General features: G+C 60.8%; 17 protein-coding genes. All 17 read right to left on the reverse strand.

Annotated features, from left to right (window positions below):
* Positions 1 to 68: 68 nt before the first annotated feature.
* The 17 genes from PQR27_RS20275 to PQR27_RS20355 all read right to left on the reverse strand — a co-directional run bounded on the left by PQR27_RS20275 (position 69) and on the right by PQR27_RS20355 (position 21639).
* The gene (locus PQR27_RS20275) at positions 69 to 614 is read right to left on the reverse strand and encodes an ATP synthase subunit I (protein ID WP_408525286.1); all 546 of its coding nucleotides are present in this window, start codon (positions 612 to 614) and stop codon (positions 69 to 71) included.
* A gap of 735 nt (positions 615 to 1349) precedes the next feature.
* Positions 1350 to 2237 (reverse strand): ParB/RepB/Spo0J family partition protein, encoded by an 888-nt coding sequence (locus PQR27_RS20280; protein ID WP_408525287.1) that lies wholly within the window; start codon positions 2235 to 2237, stop codon positions 1350 to 1352.
* An 18-nt stretch (positions 2238 to 2255) separates the two neighbouring features.
* Complete coding sequence (locus tag PQR27_RS20285) at positions 2256 to 3047, reverse strand: ParA family protein (protein ID WP_408525288.1); 792 nt, start codon at positions 3045 to 3047, stop codon at positions 2256 to 2258.
* Positions 3048 to 3108: 61 nt separating this feature from the next.
* The gene (gene rsmG, locus PQR27_RS20290; RefSeq protein ID WP_408525289.1) at positions 3109 to 3807 is read right to left on the reverse strand and encodes a 16S rRNA (guanine(527)-N(7))-methyltransferase RsmG; all 699 of its coding nucleotides are present in this window, start codon (positions 3805 to 3807) and stop codon (positions 3109 to 3111) included.
* Positions 3804 to 5762 carry a tRNA uridine-5-carboxymethylaminomethyl(34) synthesis enzyme MnmG gene (mnmG, locus tag PQR27_RS20295; RefSeq protein WP_408525290.1) on the reverse strand — a complete coding sequence of 653 codons (1959 nt, stop codon included), beginning with the start codon at positions 5760 to 5762 and terminating at the stop codon, positions 3804 to 3806. The genes rsmG and mnmG overlap by 4 nt, the downstream gene beginning before the upstream one ends.
* Positions 5763 to 5935: 173 nt before the next feature.
* Entirely contained in the window at positions 5936 to 6688 is a 753-nt protein-coding gene (locus PQR27_RS20300) for an ABC transporter ATP-binding protein (protein ID WP_408525291.1), read from the reverse strand.
* Between the two features lie 11 nt (positions 6689 to 6699).
* A complete protein-coding gene (locus PQR27_RS20305; protein WP_408525292.1) occupies positions 6700 to 8484 on the reverse strand; it encodes a branched-chain amino acid ABC transporter ATP-binding protein/permease in 1785 nt (594 codons plus the stop codon).
* A 4-nt stretch (positions 8485 to 8488) separates the two neighbouring features.
* Complete coding sequence (locus PQR27_RS20310; RefSeq protein ID WP_408525293.1) at positions 8489 to 9544, reverse strand: branched-chain amino acid ABC transporter permease; 1056 nt, start codon at positions 9542 to 9544, stop codon at positions 8489 to 8491.
* A gap of 206 nt (positions 9545 to 9750) precedes the next feature.
* Positions 9751 to 10911, reverse strand: a complete 1161-nt coding sequence (locus PQR27_RS20315) for an ABC transporter substrate-binding protein (protein ID WP_408525294.1) — start codon at positions 10909 to 10911, stop codon at positions 9751 to 9753.
* 378 nt (positions 10912 to 11289) lie between these two features.
* Complete coding sequence (locus PQR27_RS20320; protein WP_408525295.1) at positions 11290 to 12456, reverse strand: ABC transporter substrate-binding protein; 1167 nt, start codon at positions 12454 to 12456, stop codon at positions 11290 to 11292.
* A 499-nt stretch (positions 12457 to 12955) separates the two neighbouring features.
* Positions 12956 to 13927 (reverse strand): branched-chain amino acid ABC transporter permease, encoded by a 972-nt coding sequence (locus tag PQR27_RS20325; RefSeq protein ID WP_408525524.1) that lies wholly within the window; start codon positions 13925 to 13927, stop codon positions 12956 to 12958.
* Positions 13927 to 14811 (reverse strand): branched-chain amino acid ABC transporter permease, encoded by an 885-nt coding sequence (locus PQR27_RS20330; protein WP_408525296.1) that lies wholly within the window; start codon positions 14809 to 14811, stop codon positions 13927 to 13929. The genes PQR27_RS20325 and PQR27_RS20330 overlap by 1 nt, the downstream gene beginning before the upstream one ends.
* A gap of 268 nt (positions 14812 to 15079) precedes the next feature.
* The gene (locus tag PQR27_RS20335) at positions 15080 to 16294 is read right to left on the reverse strand and encodes an ABC transporter substrate-binding protein (RefSeq protein WP_408525297.1); all 1215 of its coding nucleotides are present in this window, start codon (positions 16292 to 16294) and stop codon (positions 15080 to 15082) included.
* A gap of 51 nt (positions 16295 to 16345) precedes the next feature.
* Entirely contained in the window at positions 16346 to 17104 is a 759-nt protein-coding gene (locus PQR27_RS20340) for an ABC transporter ATP-binding protein (RefSeq protein ID WP_408525298.1), read from the reverse strand.
* On the reverse strand, positions 17101 to 17880 hold the full coding sequence (locus tag PQR27_RS20345) for an ABC transporter ATP-binding protein (protein WP_408525299.1): 780 nt from the start codon (positions 17878 to 17880) through the stop codon (positions 17101 to 17103). The genes PQR27_RS20340 and PQR27_RS20345 overlap by 4 nt, the downstream gene beginning before the upstream one ends.
* Positions 17881 to 18190: 310 nt before the next feature.
* A complete protein-coding gene (locus tag PQR27_RS20350; RefSeq protein WP_408525300.1) occupies positions 18191 to 19894 on the reverse strand; it encodes a GMC family oxidoreductase in 1704 nt (567 codons plus the stop codon).
* A gap of 195 nt (positions 19895 to 20089) precedes the next feature.
* Positions 20090 to 21639, reverse strand: a protein-coding gene (locus tag PQR27_RS20355) for an IS3 family transposase (RefSeq protein WP_408522367.1) whose coding sequence is annotated in 2 segments (ribosomal slippage) — positions 20090 to 21165 and positions 21165 to 21639 — 1551 coding nt in all. Because the reading frame shifts where the segments join, the coding sequence is not laid out codon by codon here.
* Positions 21640 to 22182: the final 543 nt, after the last annotated feature.

A 22182-nucleotide genomic window follows, 5' to 3' on the forward strand; every position in this document is an offset into this window, starting at 1 on the left:
TATCCGCACTCCTGATGCCGGCGCTGCGCGCCGGCCTGAATTTTGTGCTGCTACTCTCTGTTACTACGTTAGCGCCACGCCAAGGCGATCCAGTAGGTCTTGAGCGCGATGAGGTAAGTCACGAGCAGCGGCACCCAGCGTACGTCGTGATACCAGAAAGCGATGGCTACAAACATCGCAATCGTTGCCCCCATCTTGAGCGCTTCGCCGATCATCCAGCTCATCACTGTTTCGGCGCCGCTCAGCGTTCTAAGGCGTGCCGCGAACAACGCGCCCGGCACCCAGCAGATCGCTCCCCCCAGGAACGCGGACAGCGCAGCAGCGCCCGGCGGCTTGTAAAAAAGCCACCACACCAGCGTAGCACCCAGGGACAAAACCATTTGCGCTGCCACGACCTTGAAAGGCGTAACGCGCGATGGACGACTCACATTCGGACCAAACAGCTTTTCAGCTTCGGCCCGCGTGAGCGGAACGATATTGTTATCTTGTTGCTCGACATCCCACGCATCGTCAGTTGTAACGTGCTGACCGGTGGACGCATCGGAAGCGGTGCGTTCTGCGCGGTGTTCGTCGTGCCCATTCTTTGGCGTTTGATTCGACGCTTTGACCGCCATCGCAGTGTTCCGAAAGTCTTGTTCCAGCCCGCGAGCTTACGCTGCGCTTACGGGGTTGCCGTGCAATTAAATCCGGGCGATTGTAAGCGATAGTTGCAGGCAATTCAAGACTTTAGGCTGTCCAATAACCTGCGTGAAAACGGTCCTCACGATGCGGGAAAGGCCTTCTGGCGGACTCAAACACGGCAAATGTAAGGCGGCCGGGCGGCGGCAAAACGTGCGTTCCGAATCGGGTGCCGCCGAACTCAAAAACAAGTCGCTCCGACGCTGCCGCGGACGTCTCAAAAATGCAACAGAAGGCAATTGTTGCGAGCTTTGGTAGACATAAGCGGCGGTCCTGGTTAGGACCCACCGGTGGCCGCCGGCTCAATCTTCGCCCTGCTCCGGCCTGTGATGCATCCGTTCGGCAGCCGCTCCGCAGCCGGGCCCGGAAATACCCACTTCCACCTCTGCATTGCGAGTGAGTTGTCTGGCGACCCAATGGACTAATCCATCAATCGGCAATCCTGATTATCAGACTTGCAATTTACTCAGGAATCCAATTTATTCGACGACCGTTCAAATCAATCGGACAAAGCGGCGACGATCCTGCGGTCCTCAGCAGATACGATGATCGCCCCACAACTTTAGCCATTAAGAATACGCAAATTGCCGCCGCACAGCTTGCGAGGGCCATCCAGGCAACTCGCAAGCGCATTCGGCGCGCTTCAGGTGCTCACGTGCGACTTGCCTCGATCAGGCGGTCGCGTTACCGCGCAGTCGCATCAAGATGCCTTCCAGCGCGTCCAGATCGCCAAAGTCCACCAGCACCTGCCCGCGGCCACGACGACCGAGCTTGATCTTGACGGTTGCGGCGAGCAGATCGGACAACTCTTCCTCGAGACGTCGCGTATCGCGACCGCCGTCCTGATTTGCACGCGCCTTTACGGCGGGCGCAGCCTTGGTCGTTGTGGTTACCAGCTTTTCGGTCTCGCGCACCGACATACGCTTGTTGACGACCTGGTTGGCCAGCGTGATCTGCGTCGCGGCGTCGACGGCCAGCAGTGCGCGCGCGTGTCCCATGTCGAGGTCGCCGGCCAGCAGCATCGTCTGCACAGGTGACGCAAGGTTGAGCAACCGCAGCAGGTTCGACACGGCACTACGCGAGCGTCCGACCGATTCAGCTGCCTGCTCGTGCGTGAAATTGAACTCATCGAGCAAGCGCTGGATGCCCTGCGCCTCTTCCAGCGGATTCAGATCTTCGCGCTGGATATTTTCGATCAGCGCCATGGCCGCGGCGGCTTGATCCGGCACATCCCTCACGAGGACCGGCACCTCGTCGAGGCCGGCAAGGCGCGCCGCGCGGAAACGCCGCTCGCCGGCAATGATCTCGTACTTGTCCGCCGAAACGGGCCGTACGAGAATCGGTTGCATCAGCCCTTGTGCGCGGATGCTGGCGGCCAGCTCCTGCAACGCGCCTTCGTCCATGCGCGTGCGCGGCTGGTACTTGCCGGCCTGCAGCTTACTGAGCGGCAGCACGTTCGGCGCCCCCTCGATCACCACGGCTTCGGTGATATCCGAGGTGCCACCAAGCAATGCCTCCAGCCCGCGACCCAATCCCTTTTTTCTTGCTACTGCGTTCATCGTGCTTCCTCGATCCGCTTAGGATGCCTGGGGCGCGTCGTTCAGCGCGCGCACCCGCTCAATCATTTCCGCGCCGAACTGCACGTACGCTTGCGCACCGCGCGACGCCCTATCGAACACCACGCCCGGCAAACCATAGCTGGGCGCCTCGGCAAGGCGCACGTTGCGCGGAATCACCACGTCGAATACCTTGTCGCCGAAATGCTCTTTCAGCTGATCGGACACTTGCTGTTGCAACGTGATGCGCGGATCGAACATCACGCGCAACAGACCGATCACCTTGAGATCGCGATTCAGGTTTGCATGCACCTGCTTGATCGTGTTGACGAGATCTGAGAGCCCCTCGAGTGCGAAGTACTCGCACTGCATCGGGATGACGACGCCATGAGCCGCGCACAGGCCGTTGAGTGTCAGCAGCGACAAGGCAGGCGGGCAGTCGATCAGCACGAAGTCATATTCGCTTTCGACGGCAGCCAGTGCGGCCTTCAGTTGTCGCTCGCGGTGCTGCACGCTGACTAGTTCGACCTCGGCGCCGGCCAGTTCGCGGTTTGCCGGAAGCACGTCATAGTCAACCGCCTCCGGCCTCACGCGCGTATCGGCCACGGACACGCCGTCCACGAGCACTTCGTAGACCGTGTTCGTGCATGCAGCCTTGTCGATGCCGCTGCCCATCGTGGCGTTGCCTTGCGGGTCCAGATCGATGAGAAGGACTCGCTGTCCCTGCGCTGCCAAGCTCGCGGCCAGATTGACTGTAGTCGTCGTCTTGCCGACGCCGCCCTTCTGGTTCGCAACGCAGAAGATTTTTGCCATCGTTGGTGTGTCCCTTTTGCTGCTTGGATGAAGTAAAAGCGCGTTTCGGTACTCTGTGCAATCAGGCTGCCGGTGGCCCTAAGCTACCGTCTACCAGAACCTTGATCAAATGCCGTTCGGCGTCGAGCGACGGCACATTCAGCCGAATAATCTGTTCCACGTGGGCGCCCGCAGGCAAACGCTCGATCTCGCTGTCAGGGCGTACACCCTTCATCGCCCAGATCGCACCCTGCTCCGCGACCAGATGACGGGCCAGTGTAACGAAATCCGCGAGCTCTGCGAATGCGCGGGAGACGATTACGTCGAACTTTGCCGGTACTTCGGCGCCTGGCCTCAATGTTTCCACCCGACCAGTCACAACCGACAAATTCGCGAGACCGAGTTCCGCCTTGGCCTGAGCCTGAAAAGCCGTCTTTTTATGAACGATGTCGTTCACGGTGACGGTCCAGTCGGGCAGAACGACAGCCAGTACGATTCCAGGCAGACCGCCGCCGGAACCGACATCGAGTACGGACGATACACCCCGCGACGCGAGATGCGGCACGATCGAAAGCGAATCCAGGATGTGCTGAATCAGCATCTGCCGCGGATCGCGGATCGCCGTCAGGTTGTAGACCGCATTCCACTTGGACAGCAGCGCGACGTAGTCCAGCAGCTTGCCAAGTTGGGCGTCACTCAGATCGAGACCGAGTTCACGGACGCCGTCTTCTAATAGCGGCGCCAATGCGTCCCGAATACTCCCCTTCTGACCTACCGTCATTGCGTCACCGGCGTGCTGTCGGTGCCAGGCTCAACAGGTTTTGTCGGGCGACGTCCCAAACCGCGTTTCAGGTGCACCATCAGCAGGGAGATGGCCGCCGGCGTAATGCCGGAGATACGCGAAGCCTGACCAATGGTTTCGGGGCGAAATTGCGTCAGCTTCTGGCGCGCTTCGAATGACAGGCCTCTGACTTCGGCATAGTCCAGGCCTTCAGGCAGACGGGTGCTTTCGTGTGCCTCATTCCGCACGATCTCATCGGCCTGCCGGTCGATATAACCCTGATATTTGATGCCGATCTCGATCTGTTCCTTGATCTGAGCGAGCAGCACTTCGTCATCGGCGAGGATTTCGGGCGCGGCGCACGCACCTTCGCGCAGTCCACACACGCCGTCGTACGTAACGCCCGGGCGGCGCAGCAGATCCGCAAGGCTGTATTCGTGGTCGATCGGCTTGCCGAGCAAGGCCGTGGCTTCGTCGGCGGGTAACGTCTTAGGATTCACCCAAGTCGTCCGAAGGCGCTCTGTTTCACGTGAAACAGCGTCGCGCTTGCGGCTAAACGCATCCCAGCGAACGTCATCGACCACGCCAAGCTCGCGGCCGACCTCCGTCAGACGCATGTCTGCGTTGTCTTCACGCAGGCTAAGACGATACTCGGCACGGCTCGTGAACATCCGATACGGTTCAGACACGCCGCGCGTCACCAGATCGTCGACCAGCACGCCAAGGTAGGCCTGATCGCGGCGCGGGCACCAGGCTTCCCTGCCCTGCACCTGCAAACCTGCATTGATCCCCGCCAGCAAACCTTGCGCAGCCGCTTCTTCATAACCCGTGGTGCCGTTGATCTGCCCGGCGAAGAACAGGCCATTGATCACCTTGGTTTCCAGCGACGCCTTCAACCCACGCGGGTCGAAGTAGTCATATTCGATCGCATAGCCCGGCCGCAAGATATGCGCGTGCTCCAACCCGCGCATCGAGCGCACCAGCTCCAGCTGCACGTCGAACGGCAGGCTCGTCGAGATCCCGTTGGGATAGAACTCATTGGTCGTCAGGCCTTCCGGTTCGAGGAAGATCTGATGAGATTCCTTCGAAGCAAACCGGTGAATCTTGTCCTCAATCGACGGGCAATAACGTGGCCCCACCCCTTCGATTACGCCCGTATACATCGGCGAGCGGTCCAAACCGCCGCGGATGATGTCGTGCGTGCGTTCATTCGTATGCGTGACCCAGCACGGCACTTGCCGTGGATGCTGCTCCACCCGCCCGAGAAACGAGAACACCGGCACCGGATCGAGGTCGCCCGGCTGCTCTTCGAGCTTCGAAAAATCGATGGTACGACCGTCAATACGCGGCGGCGTACCGGTCTTGAGGCGGCCTTGCGGCAGCTTCAGTTCCTTGAGGCGAGCGGATAACGACACCGCTGCCGGATCGCCGGCACGGCCGCCCGTGTAGTTGTTCAAACCCACGTGAATCTTGCCGTCGAGGAACGTCCCCGCCGTCAGCACAACTGCGCGTGAACGGAAGCGGATCCCCACTTGGGTCACCGCACCCACAACGCGATCGCCTTCCACCATCAGATCGTCGACGGCCTGCTGGAACAGCCAAAGGTTCGGCTGGTTCTCCAGCCTATGCCGGATCGCCTGCTTGTATAGCAGGCGGTCTGCCTGAGCGCGCGTCGCACGGACGGCTGGCCCCTTCGACGAGTTCAGGATGCGGAACTGAATCCCGCCCTCGTCCGTCGCCGCCGCCATGGCGCCGCCGAGCGCATCAACTTCCTTCACCAGATGGCCCTTACCAATCCCGCCAATCGACGGATTGCAGCTCATCTGGCCAAGCGTTTCGATGTTGTGCGTCAACAGGAGCGTCGTATTGCCCATGCGCGCCGAGGCCAAAGCGGCTTCGGTGCCGGCATGACCACCGCCGACGACGATTACGTCAAATTCTGTGGGAAAAAGCATCGCGGATCTCACGCCAGATCGTCGCGTGAGCCTTTTAAAGGAAATGTATGGGCGAATTATAACGGGTTCGGTTTAGGCCCGAATTTCGTCCGAATGGCCAGGCAACAAAAAAGCGGTGTGTTTCACGTGAAACACACCGCTTTGCATGACGCGGACAGGTCCAACCGACGTGATCAAGCCACTTTTTTAGCCAATCCCAGATAGGTTTCGATCACGCGCGGATTCTGCGCCAGATCCGCCGCCGGTCCTTCCAAAGCCAGCTCGCCGGTTTCCAACACGTAGCCGTAGTCGGAGATTTGCAGTGCAGCGCGAGCGTTCTGCTCGATCAGCAGTGTCGCCACCCCTGTCTGGCGCAGCGCGCTGATGATGTGAAAAATCTCCTTCACGATCAACGGCGCGAGCCCCAGGCTCGGTTCGTCGAGCATCAGCAGATCGGGCTTGCCCATCAACGCACGCCCGACCGCGAGCATCTGCCGCTCCCCGCCGGACAACGTGCCCGCAGCCTGCTTGCGTCGTTCCTTCAAGCGAGGAAAAAGCGTGAAGACCGGCTCGAGTTGATCGAGAAAGTTACGCTCCCCCGCCCGTTTGCGCCGATACGCGCCGAGAACAAGATTGTCCTCAACCGTCATCGTGGCGAAGAGTTCGCGCTTTTCCGGCACCAGGCACATGCCGCGTGCGACACGTTTCTCAACCGGCACGGCGCTGACATCTTCACCTTGATAACGGATTGCGCCCTTCGCATGACCAGTCGATGGCAACGCGCCCATGATCGCGTTGAGCAGCGTTGACTTGCCCGCGCCGTTCGGACCGATCACCGAGACGATTTGCCCCGCCGTTACCTTGATCGCGGCGCCGTGCAGCGCTTCGACCTTGCCATAGCGGACCGACAGGCCATTCACATCCAGAATCGGCGCAGCAGTATTCATCGTGTTCTCCATCATTCCACTCCGCCGAGGTACGCTTCAAGCACAGCCGGATCTTGCTGCACATCCTGCGGCAAACCTTCTGCGATTCGCGTGCCGAACTCCATCACGACCAGACGATCGGTGAGATTCATCACGAAATCCATATCGTGCTCGACCAGCAGCACACTCATGCCTTCCGCCTTGAGTCGGCGCAGCAGGTCTGCCAGTTGTAGCTTTTCCTGGTAACGCAGACCCGCTGCCGGCTCATCCAGCAGCAACAGCGTCGGATCGCAACACAACGCCCGGGCGATTTCGAGAATGCGCTGCTGTCCCAGCGCCAGACTGCCGGCCTCGTCATACATATGCTGTTCAAGGCCTACACGGCGAATCTGACGCGCTGCTTCGGCCATCAAGCGGGCTTCTTCCGCGCCATTTAGCCGCGCGACGCTGCGCCAAACGCCAGCCTGCCCACGCAAATGCGCACCGATCGCGACGTTTTCCAGCACCGTCATGCCAGGCAATAGCTTGACGTGCTGGAAGGTCCGGCCGATACCGCGTTTGACGATTTCACGTGAATTCAGCGCGTCGATGCGCTCGCCGCGGAAGGTGATCTCACCGCTAGTAGCCTGAAGCACGCCGGTGACAAGATTGAAGGTAGTCGACTTTCCCGCACCATTCGGTCCGATCAAACCGATGATCTGTCCGGCCTTCACCTCGAAGCTGACGTCGTTCACCGCCACCAGACCGCCGAACTGCTTGCGCGCCTTATTCACGCTCAACAGGTTTTCACCCGCAGTCGGCTTGCTGCGCTGCGGCAACGGCTCCGCATGGTCGGACACATGCGCGCGCGGACCACGCGGGAAAAAGCGCGCGACGAACGGCCATACGCCTTGGCGGGCGTATTGCAGCAGCAGGACCATCAGGATGCCGAACACGATCACTTCGAAGTTGCCGTTCTCGCCCAGCAACTTGGGCAGCAGCGTTTGCAAATAGTCCTGCAGCACCGTCAGGATCGCCGCGCCGAGTACGGCGCCCCACACATGCGAGACGCCACCCACCACCGCCATGAACAAGAATTCGATGCCGTGATTCAGGCCAAACGGCGTCGGATTCACCGCCCGTTGTAAGTGCGCGTACAGGAAACCCGAGATCGATGCCAATACGGCGGCGTAGACGAAGATCACCACGCGCATCCATCCTGTGTTCACGCCCATTGCCTCAGCCATCATGCCGCCGCCGCGCAATGCGCGAATCGCCCGGCCCGGCCGGCTATTAAGCAGATTTTGAACAGACACAACGGCGCCGAGCACGACTACCCAGATCAGGTAATAGATATGCCTGCCCGACTCCAGGTTGATCCCAAAAACATTCAGCACCGGAATGCCGTTAATGCCATCGTATTTGCCGAGCATCTCGAGGTTGCCGAACAGATAGAACAGCGCGAGGCCCCAGGCGATCGTACCGAGCGGCAGAAAGTGACCTGACAGACGCATCGTCACGAGCCCCAGCATTAGCGCGATCAATGCCGTCACCACTACGCCGGCGAGCAGCGCGAGCCACGGCGACACCCCGTGCTGCGTCGTTAGATACGCGGTTGCGTATGCGCCGATCCCGACGAATGCCGCCTGCCCGAAACTCGTCATTCCGCCGATACCGGTCAACAGCACGAGACCGATCGCGACGATCGAATACAGTCCGATGTAGTTGAGCAGCGTCACCCAGTACTCGGGTATGTGAATCGGCTGCGGCAACACGGGCAGCGCGAACAGCACCACGAGGAACAGCCAGAAGAACTTGTTTTGCATGATTCGTTTCATCGTGTCACTCCTCGTCCTCTTCGGCGTGCGGGCTCGCGAGACTCCGCCACAACAACACCGGGATGATCAGTGTGAACACGATCACTTCCTTATAAGCGCTCGCCCAGAACGACGAATACGACTCGAGCAAGCCGACGAGAATCGACCCCGCCGCTGCCAGCGGATAGCTGACGAGGCCGCCGATAATCGCGCCCACAAAGCCCTTCAAACCGATCAGGAAGCCCGAGTCGTAGTAGATGGTGGTCAAGGGTGCAACGAGGATGCCGCACAGCGCACCGAGGCCCGCAGCCAGGGTGAACGCGAGGCGCCCTGCCTGCGTCGTGCCGATGCCGACCAGCCGCGCGCCGAGGCGGTTCACCGAGGTCGCGCGCAGCGCCTTGCCCGAAATCGAACGGTCGAAGTACAGATACAACGCGCCGATCAACACCACTGCGGTGCCGACCACCCACAGGCTCTGTCCGGAGATCGTCAGCGTGCCCAGGTTGAAGGTCGCGTCGGAGAATGCGGTCGTACGCGAACCCTCCGCGCCGAACATCACGAGCCCGAGACCCACCATCGCGAAGTGCACCGCCACTGCGACGATCAGCAGCAGCAGCGTAGTCGCTTCCGCGATCGGCTCGTAGGCCAACCGATAGACGAACGGCCCCATCGGAATCACGATCAGGAGCGTCAGCGCGATCTGCGCGAGCATCGGCAGCGGTTGCAGGAAAACGCCACGCGTCAGCGCATACACGGCGATCGGAAACAGCAGATATTTGCCGACCAGCATCACCAGCGTGCGCGCGGCATGCCGGCGCCGCTCAGGATGCCGCGCGAGCCCTGCTATTTCGACGACAAAGCATGCAGCGCCCATCGCCATCAGCAGCCAGCACGTAGCCGGAAACTTTTGCGTCTGCAATGCGGCGAGCGTCAGCGCGCCGTACGAAACAAACTCCCCCTGCGGGATGAAAATCACCCGCGTCACGGAGAACACCAGCACCAGCGCGAGCGCGAGCAGCGCGTAGATCGCGCCGGTGGTGATGCCGTCCTGCGCGAGGATCGCCGCAATTGATAGATCCATACTTCCTCGTCCTGAAGCGTCGAAATCGAAACCGGGAAACAGTCGCGGCGGCAAAACCCGCGGCCAGCCACGAACCTGCAATGCCTGAAAAGGCGACCGCCGCGCCGGAACACGGCGCGGCGGTCGGTGCCATTGTCATCGAACAGAATGGCAATGCGGCGTTACATGCCGCACGTTTGCGCGAGAGGCGCGTACCGCTTTTATTTTTAGTCGTTCTGCAGCTTCCACTTGCCGTCGACGATCTGCACGATCACGCGTGCGCGCTTGTCGAGGCCGTTATGGTCGGTCGTGGTGGTGTTCATGATGCCGTGCGAGACCGGCAGCTCCTTGATGTTTTCGAGTGCGCTGCGCAGTGCGACGCGGAATGCTTCGGTGCCCGGTTGAGCGGTCTTCAGCGCGACCGGAATCGCCGTTTCCAGCATCTGGCCGGCATCCCACGCGTGACCGCCGAAGGTCGCCACAGAACCTGCGCCATAGGCCTTCTCATAGGCCGTCTTGTACGCTTCCGACGACTTCTTCACCGGATTCGATTCCGGCAGCTGGTCCGCCACGAGGATCGGGCCGGCCGGCAGGAATTCGCCTTCGCAATCCTTGCCGCACACGCGCAGGAAGTCGTTGTTGGCGACGCCGTGCGTCTGATAGACCTTGCCCTTGTAGCCGCGCTCCTTGAGCGTCTTGGCCGGCAACGCCGACGGCGTGCCCGCACCCGCGATCAGCACCGCGTCCGGATTCGCGCCCATGGTCTTCAGCACCTGGCCGGTGACGGATGCATCCGTGCGGTTAAAGCGTTCGTTGGACACGATCTTCAGATGATGCGCCGCAGCCGCAGCGGTGAACACGTTGTTCCAGCCGTCGCCATACGCATCCGCGAAGCCGATGAAACCAACCGTCTTCACGCCATGACGCTCCATGTAGTCGGCGATCGCATCAGCCATCAGGCTGTCGTTTTGTGGCGGTTTAAAGGCCCATGCGCGCTTCGTGTCCATCGGCGAAATAATCGCTGCGGACGCCGCCAGCGAGATCACCGGCGTCTTGCCTTCGGCTGCCGCGTCGAGCATCGCCAGCGAGTTCGGCGTGACGGTGGAACCGATGATGGCGTCGACGTGATCTTCATCGATTAGCTTGCGGGTGTTCTGCACAGCCTTGCCCGTGTCCGAGGCATCGTCAAGGACGATGTACTGCACGGTCTTGCCGCCGATCTCTTTCGGCAACAGCGCGATCGTGTTCTTTTCAGGAATGCCGAGCGATGCAGCGGGGCCCGTCGTGGACAACGTGACGCCGATTTTCACCTGTGCGAGAGCGGCACCCGCGCCGCACATCAGTGCCATCGCGATGCCTGTGCGTACCCATTGCTTTGTGTTTTTCATTGCAAGTCTCCAAACGCTTTGACGCGCGTATCTGAAATCCGGCTCGCGGGCCGGGTGTCTGAATCTAGTTATAGGGTTCAGGCATGCCAAGCATGGTTTTCCCTGCTCGACGTTAATACCTTCACCGCTTTGGTGCCACTCCTTGTCGACCATCCGACATGGTTACTGCTGCGTACCGCTCCAGCTATTTCTCTCCACAAAACCACTAATATATTAGTAGTGTTGTGCTCTGCATCATTCACGGTCAATAGCCTGCAACCCAAAATGCGGGTATGTCCTGAAGCCGCTTAGCCACACTTTTCACAACGTGTGGGCAATAAAAAAGACGCGTCAACTGCACGCGTCTTATGGTCGGGTTCCGTATCGCTTCGCCTTCGCTCAGTCGCCGGACAGCTTCCACTTTCCGCCGACAATCTCCACCATCACGCGTGCCCGCTGGTCGAGGCCAGAATGGTCGTTCGCGCTCATGTTGAAGATGCCGTGGGAAGCGGGCATGTCCTTGGTGTCTTCAAGCGCCGCACGCAGCGCTTCGCGGAACGCAGGCGTGCCAGGCTGACCCTTCTTCAGCGCACGCGGAATCGCGCGCTGCAACAGCAATCCTGCATCCCATGCGTGACCGCCGAAAGTCGAAACCGAGCCTGCGCCGTAGGCAGCCTCATAGGCGTGCTTGTAGGTCAGTGCGCTCTTCTTCACCGGGTTGGAGTCGGGCAACTGATCGGCTACCAGCAGCGGGCCGGCCGGCAGATACGTGCCTTCGCAATCCTTCCCGCATACGCGCAGGAAATCGTTATTGGCGACGCCGTGCGTCTGATAGTACTTGCCCTTGTAGCCCCGTTCCTTGAGGGTTTTTTGCGGCAGCGCTGCCGGCGTGCCCGCGCCCGCGATCAGCACCGCGTCCGGGTTCTGCGACATGACCTTCAGCACCTGACCGGTCACTGAAGCGTCATTGCGCGCGAACCGCTCGTTAGCGACGATCCTGATCTTCGCGAGATCGGCGGCCTTGCCGAATTCCTTGAACCAGTTTTCACCGTATGCGTCGGAAAAGCCGATGAACGCGACCGTTTTCACGCCGTGATTCGACATGTGCTGCGCAATGGCGGTAGCCATCAGAATGTCGTTTTGCGGCGTTTTGAAGACCCACGCGCGCCTGGCATCCATCGGCTCGACAATGCTGGCCGCAGCGGCCATGGAGATCATCGGCGTGGTGCTTTCGGCGGCGACGTCGATCATCGCGAGCGAGTTCGGCACGACGGTCGAGCCGATCAGGGCATCTACGTGATCTTCGCTGGTGAGCTTGCGTGCGTTCTTGACGGCCTGGGTGGAGTCCGTGGCGTCGTCGAGCACGATGTAATCGATTTTCTGGCCGGCGACCTCTTTGGGCAGCAGCGCGATCGTGTTCTTTTCGGGGATGCCGAGCGACGCAGCCGGCCCGGTTGCCGACACCGTGACGCCGATTTTCACGTCCGCAAATGCATGGCCGCTCCATGCTGCGGATATTCCGGTAGCGACCAATGCCGCACTCATCCAACGCAATGCCGACTTCATCCTGCTCCTCTGCCTACCGCGCTACTTAATTGAATTTAAATGCGTAGATTTAAATCCCGACCCAGTGGTCGGTGAATAGCAAGTTTAGCGGAGCAGACCGGCGCGCTGCAAGCATTTTGCAGGGTATCGAGGTGTGAAACCAGGAGTGATTCGGTGAATAAAAAAGGGTCACCGAATTAGCGGAAGATCTGAATGGCGCTTTATCAAAAACACAAATAAAAAGCGCTGTTGGATATCAATCCAACAGCGCTTTCGTCTGGGCACTGAGTGCCTCATTGTCTCCTCGTTCTCCACCTGCAAAATTCGTGGTGCATCAGAACTGCATGAAGATTAAACGAGCACCTAACTGACTACAACTAGCAATTACCCTAGTGGTGCACTGCGGCACTGAATTGGGGCGCGGTTCGCCAAGCCCCGCCCACAGGACCTATCCGCCTCTGCCGGTTCCAAGAACCGGCAATTTATATCGGATACCGAAGCAATTTCGAACCTGCCCGTTTCACGCTCGAAGTGGCCGCACCCGCGCTACGATTTCGCCGACAATGCCGCGCCGGAACGCCAGCACGCAGGCGATAAAAATGACGCCCGTCACAATGGTCACCGATTCCCCCAGCGAGCGGAACCAGTCAATTCCCGTGGTTGCCGCCAGCGCCGAGCCGATATCGCCGAGCCGGTCCTCAAGCGCGACGATCAGCGCCGCACCCAGCAGCGGACCGAACAGCGTACCCATGCCACCCACCAGCGTCATCAGGATCACCAGACCTGACATGGTCCAGTACGCATCGCTCAGCGTCTCGAAGCCCTGCACCAGCACCTTGAGCGAACCCGCCAGCCCGGCAATGCCGGCCGACAGAATGAACGCAAGCAGCTTGAAGCGATCCGTATCGTAGCCGAGCGAAATAGCGCGCGGCTCGTTTTCCTTGATCGCTACCAGCACCTGGCCAAACGGCGAGTGTACGATCCGCACGATCAGCAGGAACGCCAGCACCATCACTGCAAGCACCACGAAATACAGCGCGACGTCCGACGAAAGATCCAGCAGGCCGAACAGCTTGCCGCGCGGCACGCCTTGCAGACCGTCCTCGCCATGTGTGAACGGTGCTTGCAGGAACACGAAGTAGACCATCTGCGCGAGCGCGAGCGTCACCATTGCGAAGTAGATGCCCTGGCGGCGGATCGCGAACAGGCCGACCACCAGACCGAGCAAGGTCGCCGCAGCGGTACCGGCCAGCACGCCGAGTTCCGGTGAGAAGCCGAGGGTTTGCATCGCATAGCCGGTGACGTAGCCGGCCGAGGCGAGAAACATCGCGTGGCCGAACGACAGCAGACCGGTATAGCCGATCAACAGATTGAAGGCCGCTGCAAACAACGCGAAGCACAGCACCTTCATCACGAAGAGCGGGTAGATGCCGAGCACGGGCACCGCGAGAAGCACGATGAGCAGCAGACCGTAGAGCGCTTTTCTCTGCATCATTTTTCCTTGCCGAAGAGACCCGCCGGGCGCACCAGCAACACGAGCGCCATGATCACGAAGACGACGGTCGCCGACGCTTCCGGGTAAAACACACGCGTCAGCCCTTCGATCACGCCGAGCATCAGGCCGGTGAGAATCGAGCCCATGATCGAGCCCATCCCGCCGATCACGACCACCGCGAACACCGTGATGATCATAGGCTGGCCCATCAGCGGCGAAACCTGAATCACCGGCGCGGCAAGCACGCCGGCGAATGCCGCCAGCGCCACACCGAAGCCATAGGTGAGCGTAATCATCAGCGGCACATTGATGCCGAATGCCTCGACCAGTTTCGGGTTTTCAGTGCCCGCGCGCAGGTAAGCGCCCAGACGCGTTTTCTCGATCACGAACCAGGTTGCGAAACACACCACCAGCGAGGCCACCACGACCCACGCCCGATAGTTCGGCAGGAACATGAAGCCGAGATTGGTCGCGCCGGAGAGCGCCGACGGCACGTCGTACGGCTGGCCGGAAGAACCGTAGATCGAACGGAACACACCTTCCACTACGAGTGTGAGTCCGAACGTGAGCAGCAGGCCATACAGATGATCGAGCTTGTAGAGCCAGCGCAGCATCGAGCGTTCGATCGCCATGCCGAACACGCCGACAACCAGCGGCGCGAGCACCAGCATCACCCAGTACGGCAGACCGAAATACGAAAAGCCCATCCACGCGAGCATCGCCCCGAGCATGAACAACGCACCGTGCGCGAAGTTGATCACGTTGAGCAAGCCGAAGATCACCGCCAGACCGAGACTCAGAATCGCGTAGAACGAGCCGTTCACGAGCCCCAGCAGCAGCTGGCTCAGCATCGCCGGTAGCGGAACGCCAAAGATTTCCATTGAAGCCTTAACCCATCGCCAAGGTGAGATCGGTTACCCACGATCCGGCCGGGGGGGGGGGGGGGGGGGGGGGGCGGCCGCGCCGGGGGGGGGGGGGGGGGGGGGGGCGCCCCCCCCGGGGGCGGGCGGGGGGGGGGGGGGGGCGGGGGGGGGGCGGGGGGGGGCGCGGCATGTGAAACGGTTTGCCGCCAGCCTGTGTACCATCGCGGCACGATACAACGTCCGCCAGGAGCCGCAGACAGACGGTCTTCTGGTTATCAGCCCGCTTTTATTTCCACAACGCGCAGCGCGTTTGCGCCTTCGTCGTGAATGCCTGCTCGCCTGGAATCGTCGCCATGATCTTGTAGTAGTCCCACGGCTCCTTGGATTCAGCCGGCGTCTTCACCTGCATCAGGTACATGTCGTGGATCATGCTGCCGTCCTGGCGGATGTAACCCTTCGCGTAGAAGTCGTCGATCTTCGCCTTCCTGAGTTGCGCCATCACCTTGTCCGAGTCGGTCGAGCCGACTGCTTTCACCGCGTTCAGATAGGTCATGGTGGCCGAATAGTCGGCCGCCTGCAGGCTCGACGGCATCTTCTTCATCTTGTCGAAGTAGCGCTGTGCCCACTTACGCGTGTTGGCGTCCTTGTTCCAGTACCAGCTGTCGGTCAGTACCAGGCCTTGTGTGGTTTCAAGCCCCAGGCTGTGCACGTCGTCGATAAACATCAGCAACGCGGCGAGCTTCATCGTCTTGGTGATGCCGAATTCCTTCGCGGCCTTGATCGAGTTGACCGTGTCGCCACCCGCGTTGGCGAGACCAAGAATCTGCGCCTTCGACGATTGTGCCTGCAGCAGGAACGAAGAGAAGTCCGACGCCGACAGCGGCGCGCGCACCGCGCCGAGCACCTGGCCACCGTTCGCCTTCACCACGTCCGAGGTGGCTTTTTCAAGCGCCTTGCCGAACGCATAGTCTGCCGTCAGGAAGTACCAGGTCTTGCCGCCCTGTTTCGTCACCGCCGAACCCGTGCCGTTGGCGAGCGCCGTGGTGTCGTACGCGTAGTGGATCGTGTACGGCGTGCATTGCTCGTTGGTCAGCGTGTCGGCGCCGGCGCCGATATTCATGTAGACCTTGTGCTTTTCGCCCGCCACCGTATTCATCGACAGACCGGTCGCCGAGTTCGTACCGCCGATCAGCATATCCACGCCGTCGCGATCGAACCATTCACGCGCGCGCGACGCGGCGATATCCGCCTTGTTCTGGTGATCCGCATACACCACGGTGATTGGCTTACCGTTCACCTTGCCGCCGAAGTCGGCGACCGCCATGCGAATCGCTTCGAGGCCGCCCTGGCCGTCGATATCCGCGTACAGACCCGACAAGTCCGTGATGAAGCCGATCTTCACGGCATCATCCGCAGCTTGCGCGCTGCTCACGGTCATGGCGGCACCGGCGGCAACCGCGAAACAAAGTGTGGCAAGCCGCGCGAGTGGGTTCTTCTTCATTCCTGTCTCCTGGTTTCTTCGCTTGTGGTTATCAGAGGCAATCGGGTGTTTTTATACACCCAGTAGATCGTGCAGTACGGGCATCTTGCTTTCGAGTTCACTGGCCCCGAAGTGTTCGACGATGCCGCCGTGCTCCATCACATAGAAGCGATCGGCAAGTGGCGCCGCAAAGCGGAAATTCTGTTCGACCATCACAACCGTATAGCCGCGCTCCTTGAGCGTAATGATCATGCGCGCGAGCGCCTGCACGATCACCGGCGCGAGGCCTTCCGAGATTTCGTCGAGCAGCAGCAGGCTTGCGCCGGTGCGCAAGATGCGCGCCACGGCCAGCATCTGCTGCTCACCGCCCGACAGGCGCGTCCCCTGGCTCATGCGGCGCTCGTGCAGGTTCGGGAACATCGAATAGATTTCTTCGAGCGACATCATGTGCGCCTTATCGCCGACAGGCGGCGGCAGCAGCAGATTTTCCTCGCAGGAAAGGCTCGAAAAAATCCCCCGCTCTTCCGGGCAGTAGCCGATGCCGCAATGCGCGATGCGATGTGTGGGCAGATTGATGGTTTCGCGGCCGCCAATGCGAATCGAACCCGTGCGCCGGCCCGTGAGCCCCATGATGGCGCGCAGCGTCGTGGTGCGGCCCGCGCCGTTGCGGCCCAGCAGCGTGACGACTTCCCCACGGTTCACGGTCAGATCGACGCCGTGCAGAATATGGGATTCCCCGTACCATGCCTGCAGACCCTTGATGTCCAGCGCGGGAGCGGCGCCATCCGTACCGCTCACTTCGAGGCTTTCGCGCTCGGCAATCGTGTTCATGCGTGGGCTCCGGCAAGCGCCGCATCGGCGCTACCCATATAGGCTTGCATCACCAGCGGATTCTTCGAGACTTCGGCGTAGCTGCCTTCGGCGAGCACTTCGCCCCGTTGCAGCACGGTGATCGTGTCGGAGATGCCGGCAATCACGTTCATGTTGTGCTCGACCATCAGGATCGTGCGACCACTCGATACTTTTTTGATCAACGCCGTGACGCGATCGACGTCTTCGTGGCCCATACCTTGCGTCGGTTCGTCGAGGAGCATCAACTCCGGTTCCATCGCTAGTGTGGTAGCGATTTCCAGCGCGCGCTTGCGGCCATAGGAAAGCTCGACCGTCAGCACGTCGGCAAAATCGGTCAATCCGACCTGTGTCAGCAAATCCATCGCGCGATCGTCGAGCTGGCGCAGCGTGCGCTCGCTCTTCCAGAAATGAAATGCTGTGCCTAGCGTGCGTTGCAGACCGATGCGCACGTTCTGCAATGCTGTCAGATGCGGAAATACAGCGGAAATCTGAAACGAGCGGATGATGCCGCGCCGCGCGATTTGCGCCGGGCGTTCATTGGTGATGTCGACGCCATTGAAGACGATCTGCCCCGCAGTCGGCTCGAGGAATTTGGTGAGCAGATTGAAGCAGGTGGTCTTGCCTGCCCCATTCGGGCCAATCAGCGCATGGATCGAACCACGGCGCACGCGCAGATTCACCCCGTTCACGGCGATGAAGCCTTTGAACTCGCGGGTGAGGCCGCGCGTTTCGAGAATCGTATCGCCGAGAATCATGTTCCCTTCCATACGGAGTAAGGCGAAGCACTACGATCTTCCGCGCGAACGGCTGCGCGACGTTTGATGACGGCGGCACCCCCGTGCCGCTCGTTGGCGTGCTGCACCAATCCGGACGGTAGTCCATGGGGCAACACGCAGCATGGCTGCCATTGTCGCGCCAATGATGCAGCGCATTCATTGGGATTTGCACTTAGTGGACGACGAGTGCCTTACACCCGTTGGATGTGCATTGGATGCCGATTGAATGCCCGTACGACGTCTGTCCGATGCGCGCGCGGGCATCAGACAGAGCATACACACGGAACTGTCACACCGCAGACATGGAACGCGTCGTGCCTGTCTGCGCCGCCACGCTGCCGTCTACGCGGGCACGGCGATCTTCGCGGATCATGTCGCTGGCGCGCTCGGCGAGCATGAGTGTCGGTGAATTGGTGTTGCCGGAGGTGATATTGGGCATGACCGATGCATCGACCACGCGCAAGCCGTCAATACCGATTACTCGTAGCCGGTTGTCGACCACGGCGCCCGGATCATCGGTCGTGCCCATGCGGCAGGTGCCGACCGGATGAAAGATGGTCGTCCCGACCGCGCCCGCGGCCTGCTGAAGTTCGGCTTCAGTCTGATACTGAACACCCGGCAGAATCTCCTGCGGCTGATAACGCGCCAGGGCGGGCGCGGCAGCGATGCGGCGCGTGAGGCGCAGCGCATTGGCGGCGACGTGCCGGTCGTAGTCGGTGGACAGATAGTTCGGTGCGATCAACGGCGGCGCTGAAGAATCGGCCGATCCGATATGAACGCTGCCGCGCGACGTCGGCCTTAACTGGCAGACCGACGCCGTGAATGCATTGAACCGGTGCAACGGCTCGCCGAATCGGTCGAGCGAAAGCGGCTGCACGTGATACTCGAGGTCGGGACGTGTGAGCGAGCGATCATCCGGATCGGATTTGGCGAACGCACCGAGTTGCGACGGCGACATCGACATGGGTCCGCTTTGAAAGAACGCGTATTGCATGCCGATCATCAGTTTGCCCCACCAATGCGCGGAGGCGGTATTGAGGGTGCGCACGCCGTTGACCTTGTAGGCCATGCGCAATTGCAGATGATCCTGCAGATTTTCGCCGACGCCGCGCAAGTCCTTCACGACGTCGATACCGAGAGTTTGCAGACGTGCACCGTTGCCGATGCCGGACAGTTCCAGCAATTGCGGCGAATTGACTGCGCCTGAACAGAGGATCACTTCGCAGCGGGCTTTGGCGAGATAGTCGGTGTTATTACCGCGGTATTCGACGCCGGTGCAGCGGCGTCCTTCGAACACGACACGTTGCGTGAGCGCGCCGGTGATGACCGTGAGGTTTGGACGCTTGAGTGCGGGACGTAGAAATGCCTTCGACGCATTCCAGCGGATGCCGCGTTTCTGATTGACGTCGAAGTAGCCGACACCGGTGTTGTCACCGCGGTTGAAGTCATCGGTGGCGGGGATACCGGTTTGTTGCGCGGCCTTTGAAAACTCTTCGAGGATTTTCCATTTGAGGCGTTGCTTTTCGACGCGCCATGCGCCGCCTGATCCGTGTGATTCAGACGCGCCTGCGTGGTGGTCTTCGCTTCGTTTAAAGATTGGGAGGACTGAATTCCATGACCAGGATGGGTCGTTGGTGACGCGAGCCCATTCATCGTAGTCTTCACGCTGGCCGCGCATGTAGATCATGCCGTTGATCGATGAACTTCCGCCGAGTACGCGGCCACGTGGGTATGAGAGGGAGCGGCCGTTCAGGCCGGGTTCCGATTGGGTTTTGTAGAGCCAGTCTGTGCGTGGGTTGCCAATGCAATAAAGGTAGCCTACCGGTACGTGGATCCAGTGGTAGTCGTCTTTGCCGCCTGCTTCCAATAGGAGGACTTGTATGGCGGGGTCTTCTGTCAGGCGGTTGGCTAGCACGCAACCTGCCGTGCCGGCGCCCACTATGATGTAGTCGAATTCGCCTTCCAGGCGACGGGTGGTTTTTTGTGTGGTCATCGGTTTCGTCTCCTAAGGTTTTGGCCTGCTCGGCGGGGGTTGGTTTTTTGTGGTCTCTGGTTTGCCTACGGCGTTTGGTATTCGTTTTTTGTTGGTTGTTTCATTTCTTATTGGTCTATTAGCGTTCCCCCTGTGCGGGGGGGCACCTACTTTTCTTTGCCGCGGCGTGTGTCAAGGTAGTTGTCGCGTGAACCGTTACGCTGCTTGCTTGTACATTTCGGCCGAGGCCGAGCTTCGCTCCGGGTTCAGATACACCGAATCTGGCAGGTGCCAGTCGCGGATGGCACCTGACCAGCGTGCAGGGTTTTGCATGCGTGCGCGCTCGTACAGCGCTCGCCGGCGCGCCAGCAGGTCGTGGGCTTCGCCGCGGTGCCGTTGCCCCGGAGTGACATATTTCAGGCCGCTATGGCAGTGCTCCTCGTTGTACCACTGCACGAAGCGCTGCACCCATACGCGGGCCGCCTCAAGCGTGTCGAACGGCTGCTCGGGCCACAACGGACAGTACTTCGCCGTACGGAACAGCGACTCGGCAAAGGCGTTGTCGTTACTCACCCTCGGCCGGCTGAACGAAGCCTCTACCCCCAGGTCGATCATGGCCGCGCGCATCGTGGCGCCTTTCATTGCACTGCCATTGTCCGAGTGCAGCACCAGCGGACGCCCGGCGATTCCTTCACGCAGACATCCCCTGTTCAGCAACTCGCCCGCATGTTCGGCCGACTCCTGTTCCCACACCTCGTTCATCACCAGCTTGCGGCTGTAGATGTCCTTCATCATGTACCAGTAAAAGTACCGGCCCCTGACCGTGCTCGGCATCCACGTAATGTCCCAGCACCATACCTGGTTTGGTCCATCGGCACGATGCGTCGTGAGCGTGCGTGGTTGCGGGGCCTTCGCACGGCCCCGACGCTGCCCCTGTCCCGCCGCTTTCAGGATCCGGTAGAAGGTCGACTCCGAGGCCAGATAAACCCCTTCGTCGACCAGTTTGGGCACGATCTGGTGCGGCGTCAGGCTCGCGTACACCGGGCGGTTGGCCGCTTCAAGCACGGCCTGACGCTCCGCCTCACTCAATTTGTTAGGCGGCGCTTCACGCTTCGCCTGGATGCGCCCGTCCTCCGGTGCCAGGCGCCAGCGCTGGACGCTGCGCACGCTGAGCCCCAACTGCTCGCATGCACGCGCCCGTCCTGCCCCCTGCCGTACCGCTTCATCGATCAACTGCATGGCTTCTTCGCGATCCGGGCTGCTGATCAGTCGTCCTCTTCCTTGCCCCAGATCGCTTCGGCTTTTTTTCGCAGGTCCAGCAACGCTGCCGCCTCCGCACGGGCCGCATCAGCGCGCCTGAGCTGACGCTCCAGTTCGCGGATCCGCTTTTGCGCAGCCTTTGCCTCATTGCGCTGCGCAGCCGTGGGTTTCGTTTCAGGCACCCCGTTGGCCTGCTCGCACGCCTCGCGCCACTGGCGGATCTGCTCAGGATAAATACCCTTGCTGCGGCAGTACTGGGAGATCTCGATCTCGTTGAGCGACGCCGTCTCCAGCACCGCCCTGAACTTCTCGGCGCTCGACCATCGATTGCCCGTTTTGCCATTGCCCGGCATGAATTCTCCAGCCTGTCTTGCACCTTGCCGCCAGGTGCGTAGCGTCACTGTCGTGATGCCCGTCGCTCCAGCCAGCTCGATGACCGCCCGATTGAACGGCGGCATCATCTGTTTGATTGCCCACTCCCGGGTTTCCGCTGAATAGCGTTTCATCTTCCATTCGCTGTCCGCCCCCCCATCTTTACATTAATCGGTTCGGGTGAGGCGACAACTAGCCTGACATGGAGGGGCCGCCGCAAAGAAAAGTAGGCAAAAGAAAGCGGCTCACACCGCCAACTTTTAAGCGGGTCCCCTGGCTTGGAGGGTGTAGTGGCTCCGTAGAGATTGAGCCTGCGCACCCTCCCACCTGAGTGACCACGCCGTCATACCTCCGGCGGCGCTGCGCGCGCCGAGGCGGTACTTCAGCAAACCACTTCCCTTCTTTTCCCGATCTTGGTCGGCGCCGCGCCTCAACTCGCAGTGGCATACCTTTGCTGACCTGCCGGCTTCGGTGCCGGACCCGACACTTCCAAAACCATCGGTGTCTTTCGGCGCCTCGCCGAGGCGAAGCCGACGGCCCCGCTCACGCACAAACGAAGCGCGCGGTTTCCATGGTGAACCCGTCCGCGACGCACGCAGTGCGGAGTGGGAGCGGATGATGGCTGTGTCACAGACCCTCATGGACCGAAGTGTGATCCGTTAATCGGACCACCGGCC

The organism is Paraburkholderia fungorum, assembly GCF_046027215.1.
Lineage (GTDB): Bacteria > Pseudomonadota > Gammaproteobacteria > Burkholderiales > Burkholderiaceae > Paraburkholderia > Paraburkholderia fungorum_D.

Coding starts and splice junctions, on each gene's coding strand:
- PQR27_RS20275 (WP_408525286.1), bottom strand. CDS start 614: ATGGCGGTCAAAGCGTCGAATCAAACGCCAAAGAATGGGCACGACGAA.
- PQR27_RS20280 (WP_408525287.1), bottom strand. CDS start 2,237: ATGAACGCAGTAGCAAGAAAAAAGGGATTGGGTCGCGGGCTGGAGGCA.
- PQR27_RS20285 (WP_408525288.1), bottom strand. CDS start 3,047: ATGGCAAAAATCTTCTGCGTTGCGAACCAGAAGGGCGGCGTCGGCAAG.
- rsmG (WP_408525289.1), bottom strand. CDS start 3,807: ATGACGGTAGGTCAGAAGGGGAGTATTCGGGACGCATTGGCGCCGCTA.
- mnmG (WP_408525290.1), bottom strand. CDS start 5,762: ATGCTTTTTCCCACAGAATTTGACGTAATCGTCGTCGGCGGTGGTCAT.
- PQR27_RS20300 (WP_408525291.1), bottom strand. CDS start 6,688: ATGAATACTGCTGCGCCGATTCTGGATGTGAATGGCCTGTCGGTCCGC.
- PQR27_RS20305 (WP_408525292.1), bottom strand. CDS start 8,484: ATGAAACGAATCATGCAAAACAAGTTCTTCTGGCTGTTCCTCGTGGTG.
- PQR27_RS20310 (WP_408525293.1), bottom strand. CDS start 9,544: ATGGATCTATCAATTGCGGCGATCCTCGCGCAGGACGGCATCACCACC.
- PQR27_RS20315 (WP_408525294.1), bottom strand. CDS start 10,911: ATGAAAAACACAAAGCAATGGGTACGCACAGGCATCGCGATGGCACTG.
- PQR27_RS20320 (WP_408525295.1), bottom strand. CDS start 12,456: ATGAAGTCGGCATTGCGTTGGATGAGTGCGGCATTGGTCGCTACCGGA.
- PQR27_RS20325 (WP_408525524.1), bottom strand. CDS start 13,927: ATGCAGAGAAAAGCGCTCTACGGTCTGCTGCTCATCGTGCTTCTCGCG.
- PQR27_RS20330 (WP_408525296.1), bottom strand. CDS start 14,811: ATGGAAATCTTTGGCGTTCCGCTACCGGCGATGCTGAGCCAGCTGCTG.
- PQR27_RS20335 (WP_408525297.1), bottom strand. CDS start 16,294: ATGAAGAAGAACCCACTCGCGCGGCTTGCCACACTTTGTTTCGCGGTT.
- PQR27_RS20340 (WP_408525298.1), bottom strand. CDS start 17,104: ATGAACACGATTGCCGAGCGCGAAAGCCTCGAAGTGAGCGGTACGGAT.
- PQR27_RS20345 (WP_408525299.1), bottom strand. CDS start 17,880: ATGATTCTCGGCGATACGATTCTCGAAACGCGCGGCCTCACCCGCGAG.
- PQR27_RS20350 (WP_408525300.1), bottom strand. CDS start 19,894: ATGACCACACAAAAAACCACCCGTCGCCTGGAAGGCGAATTCGACTAC.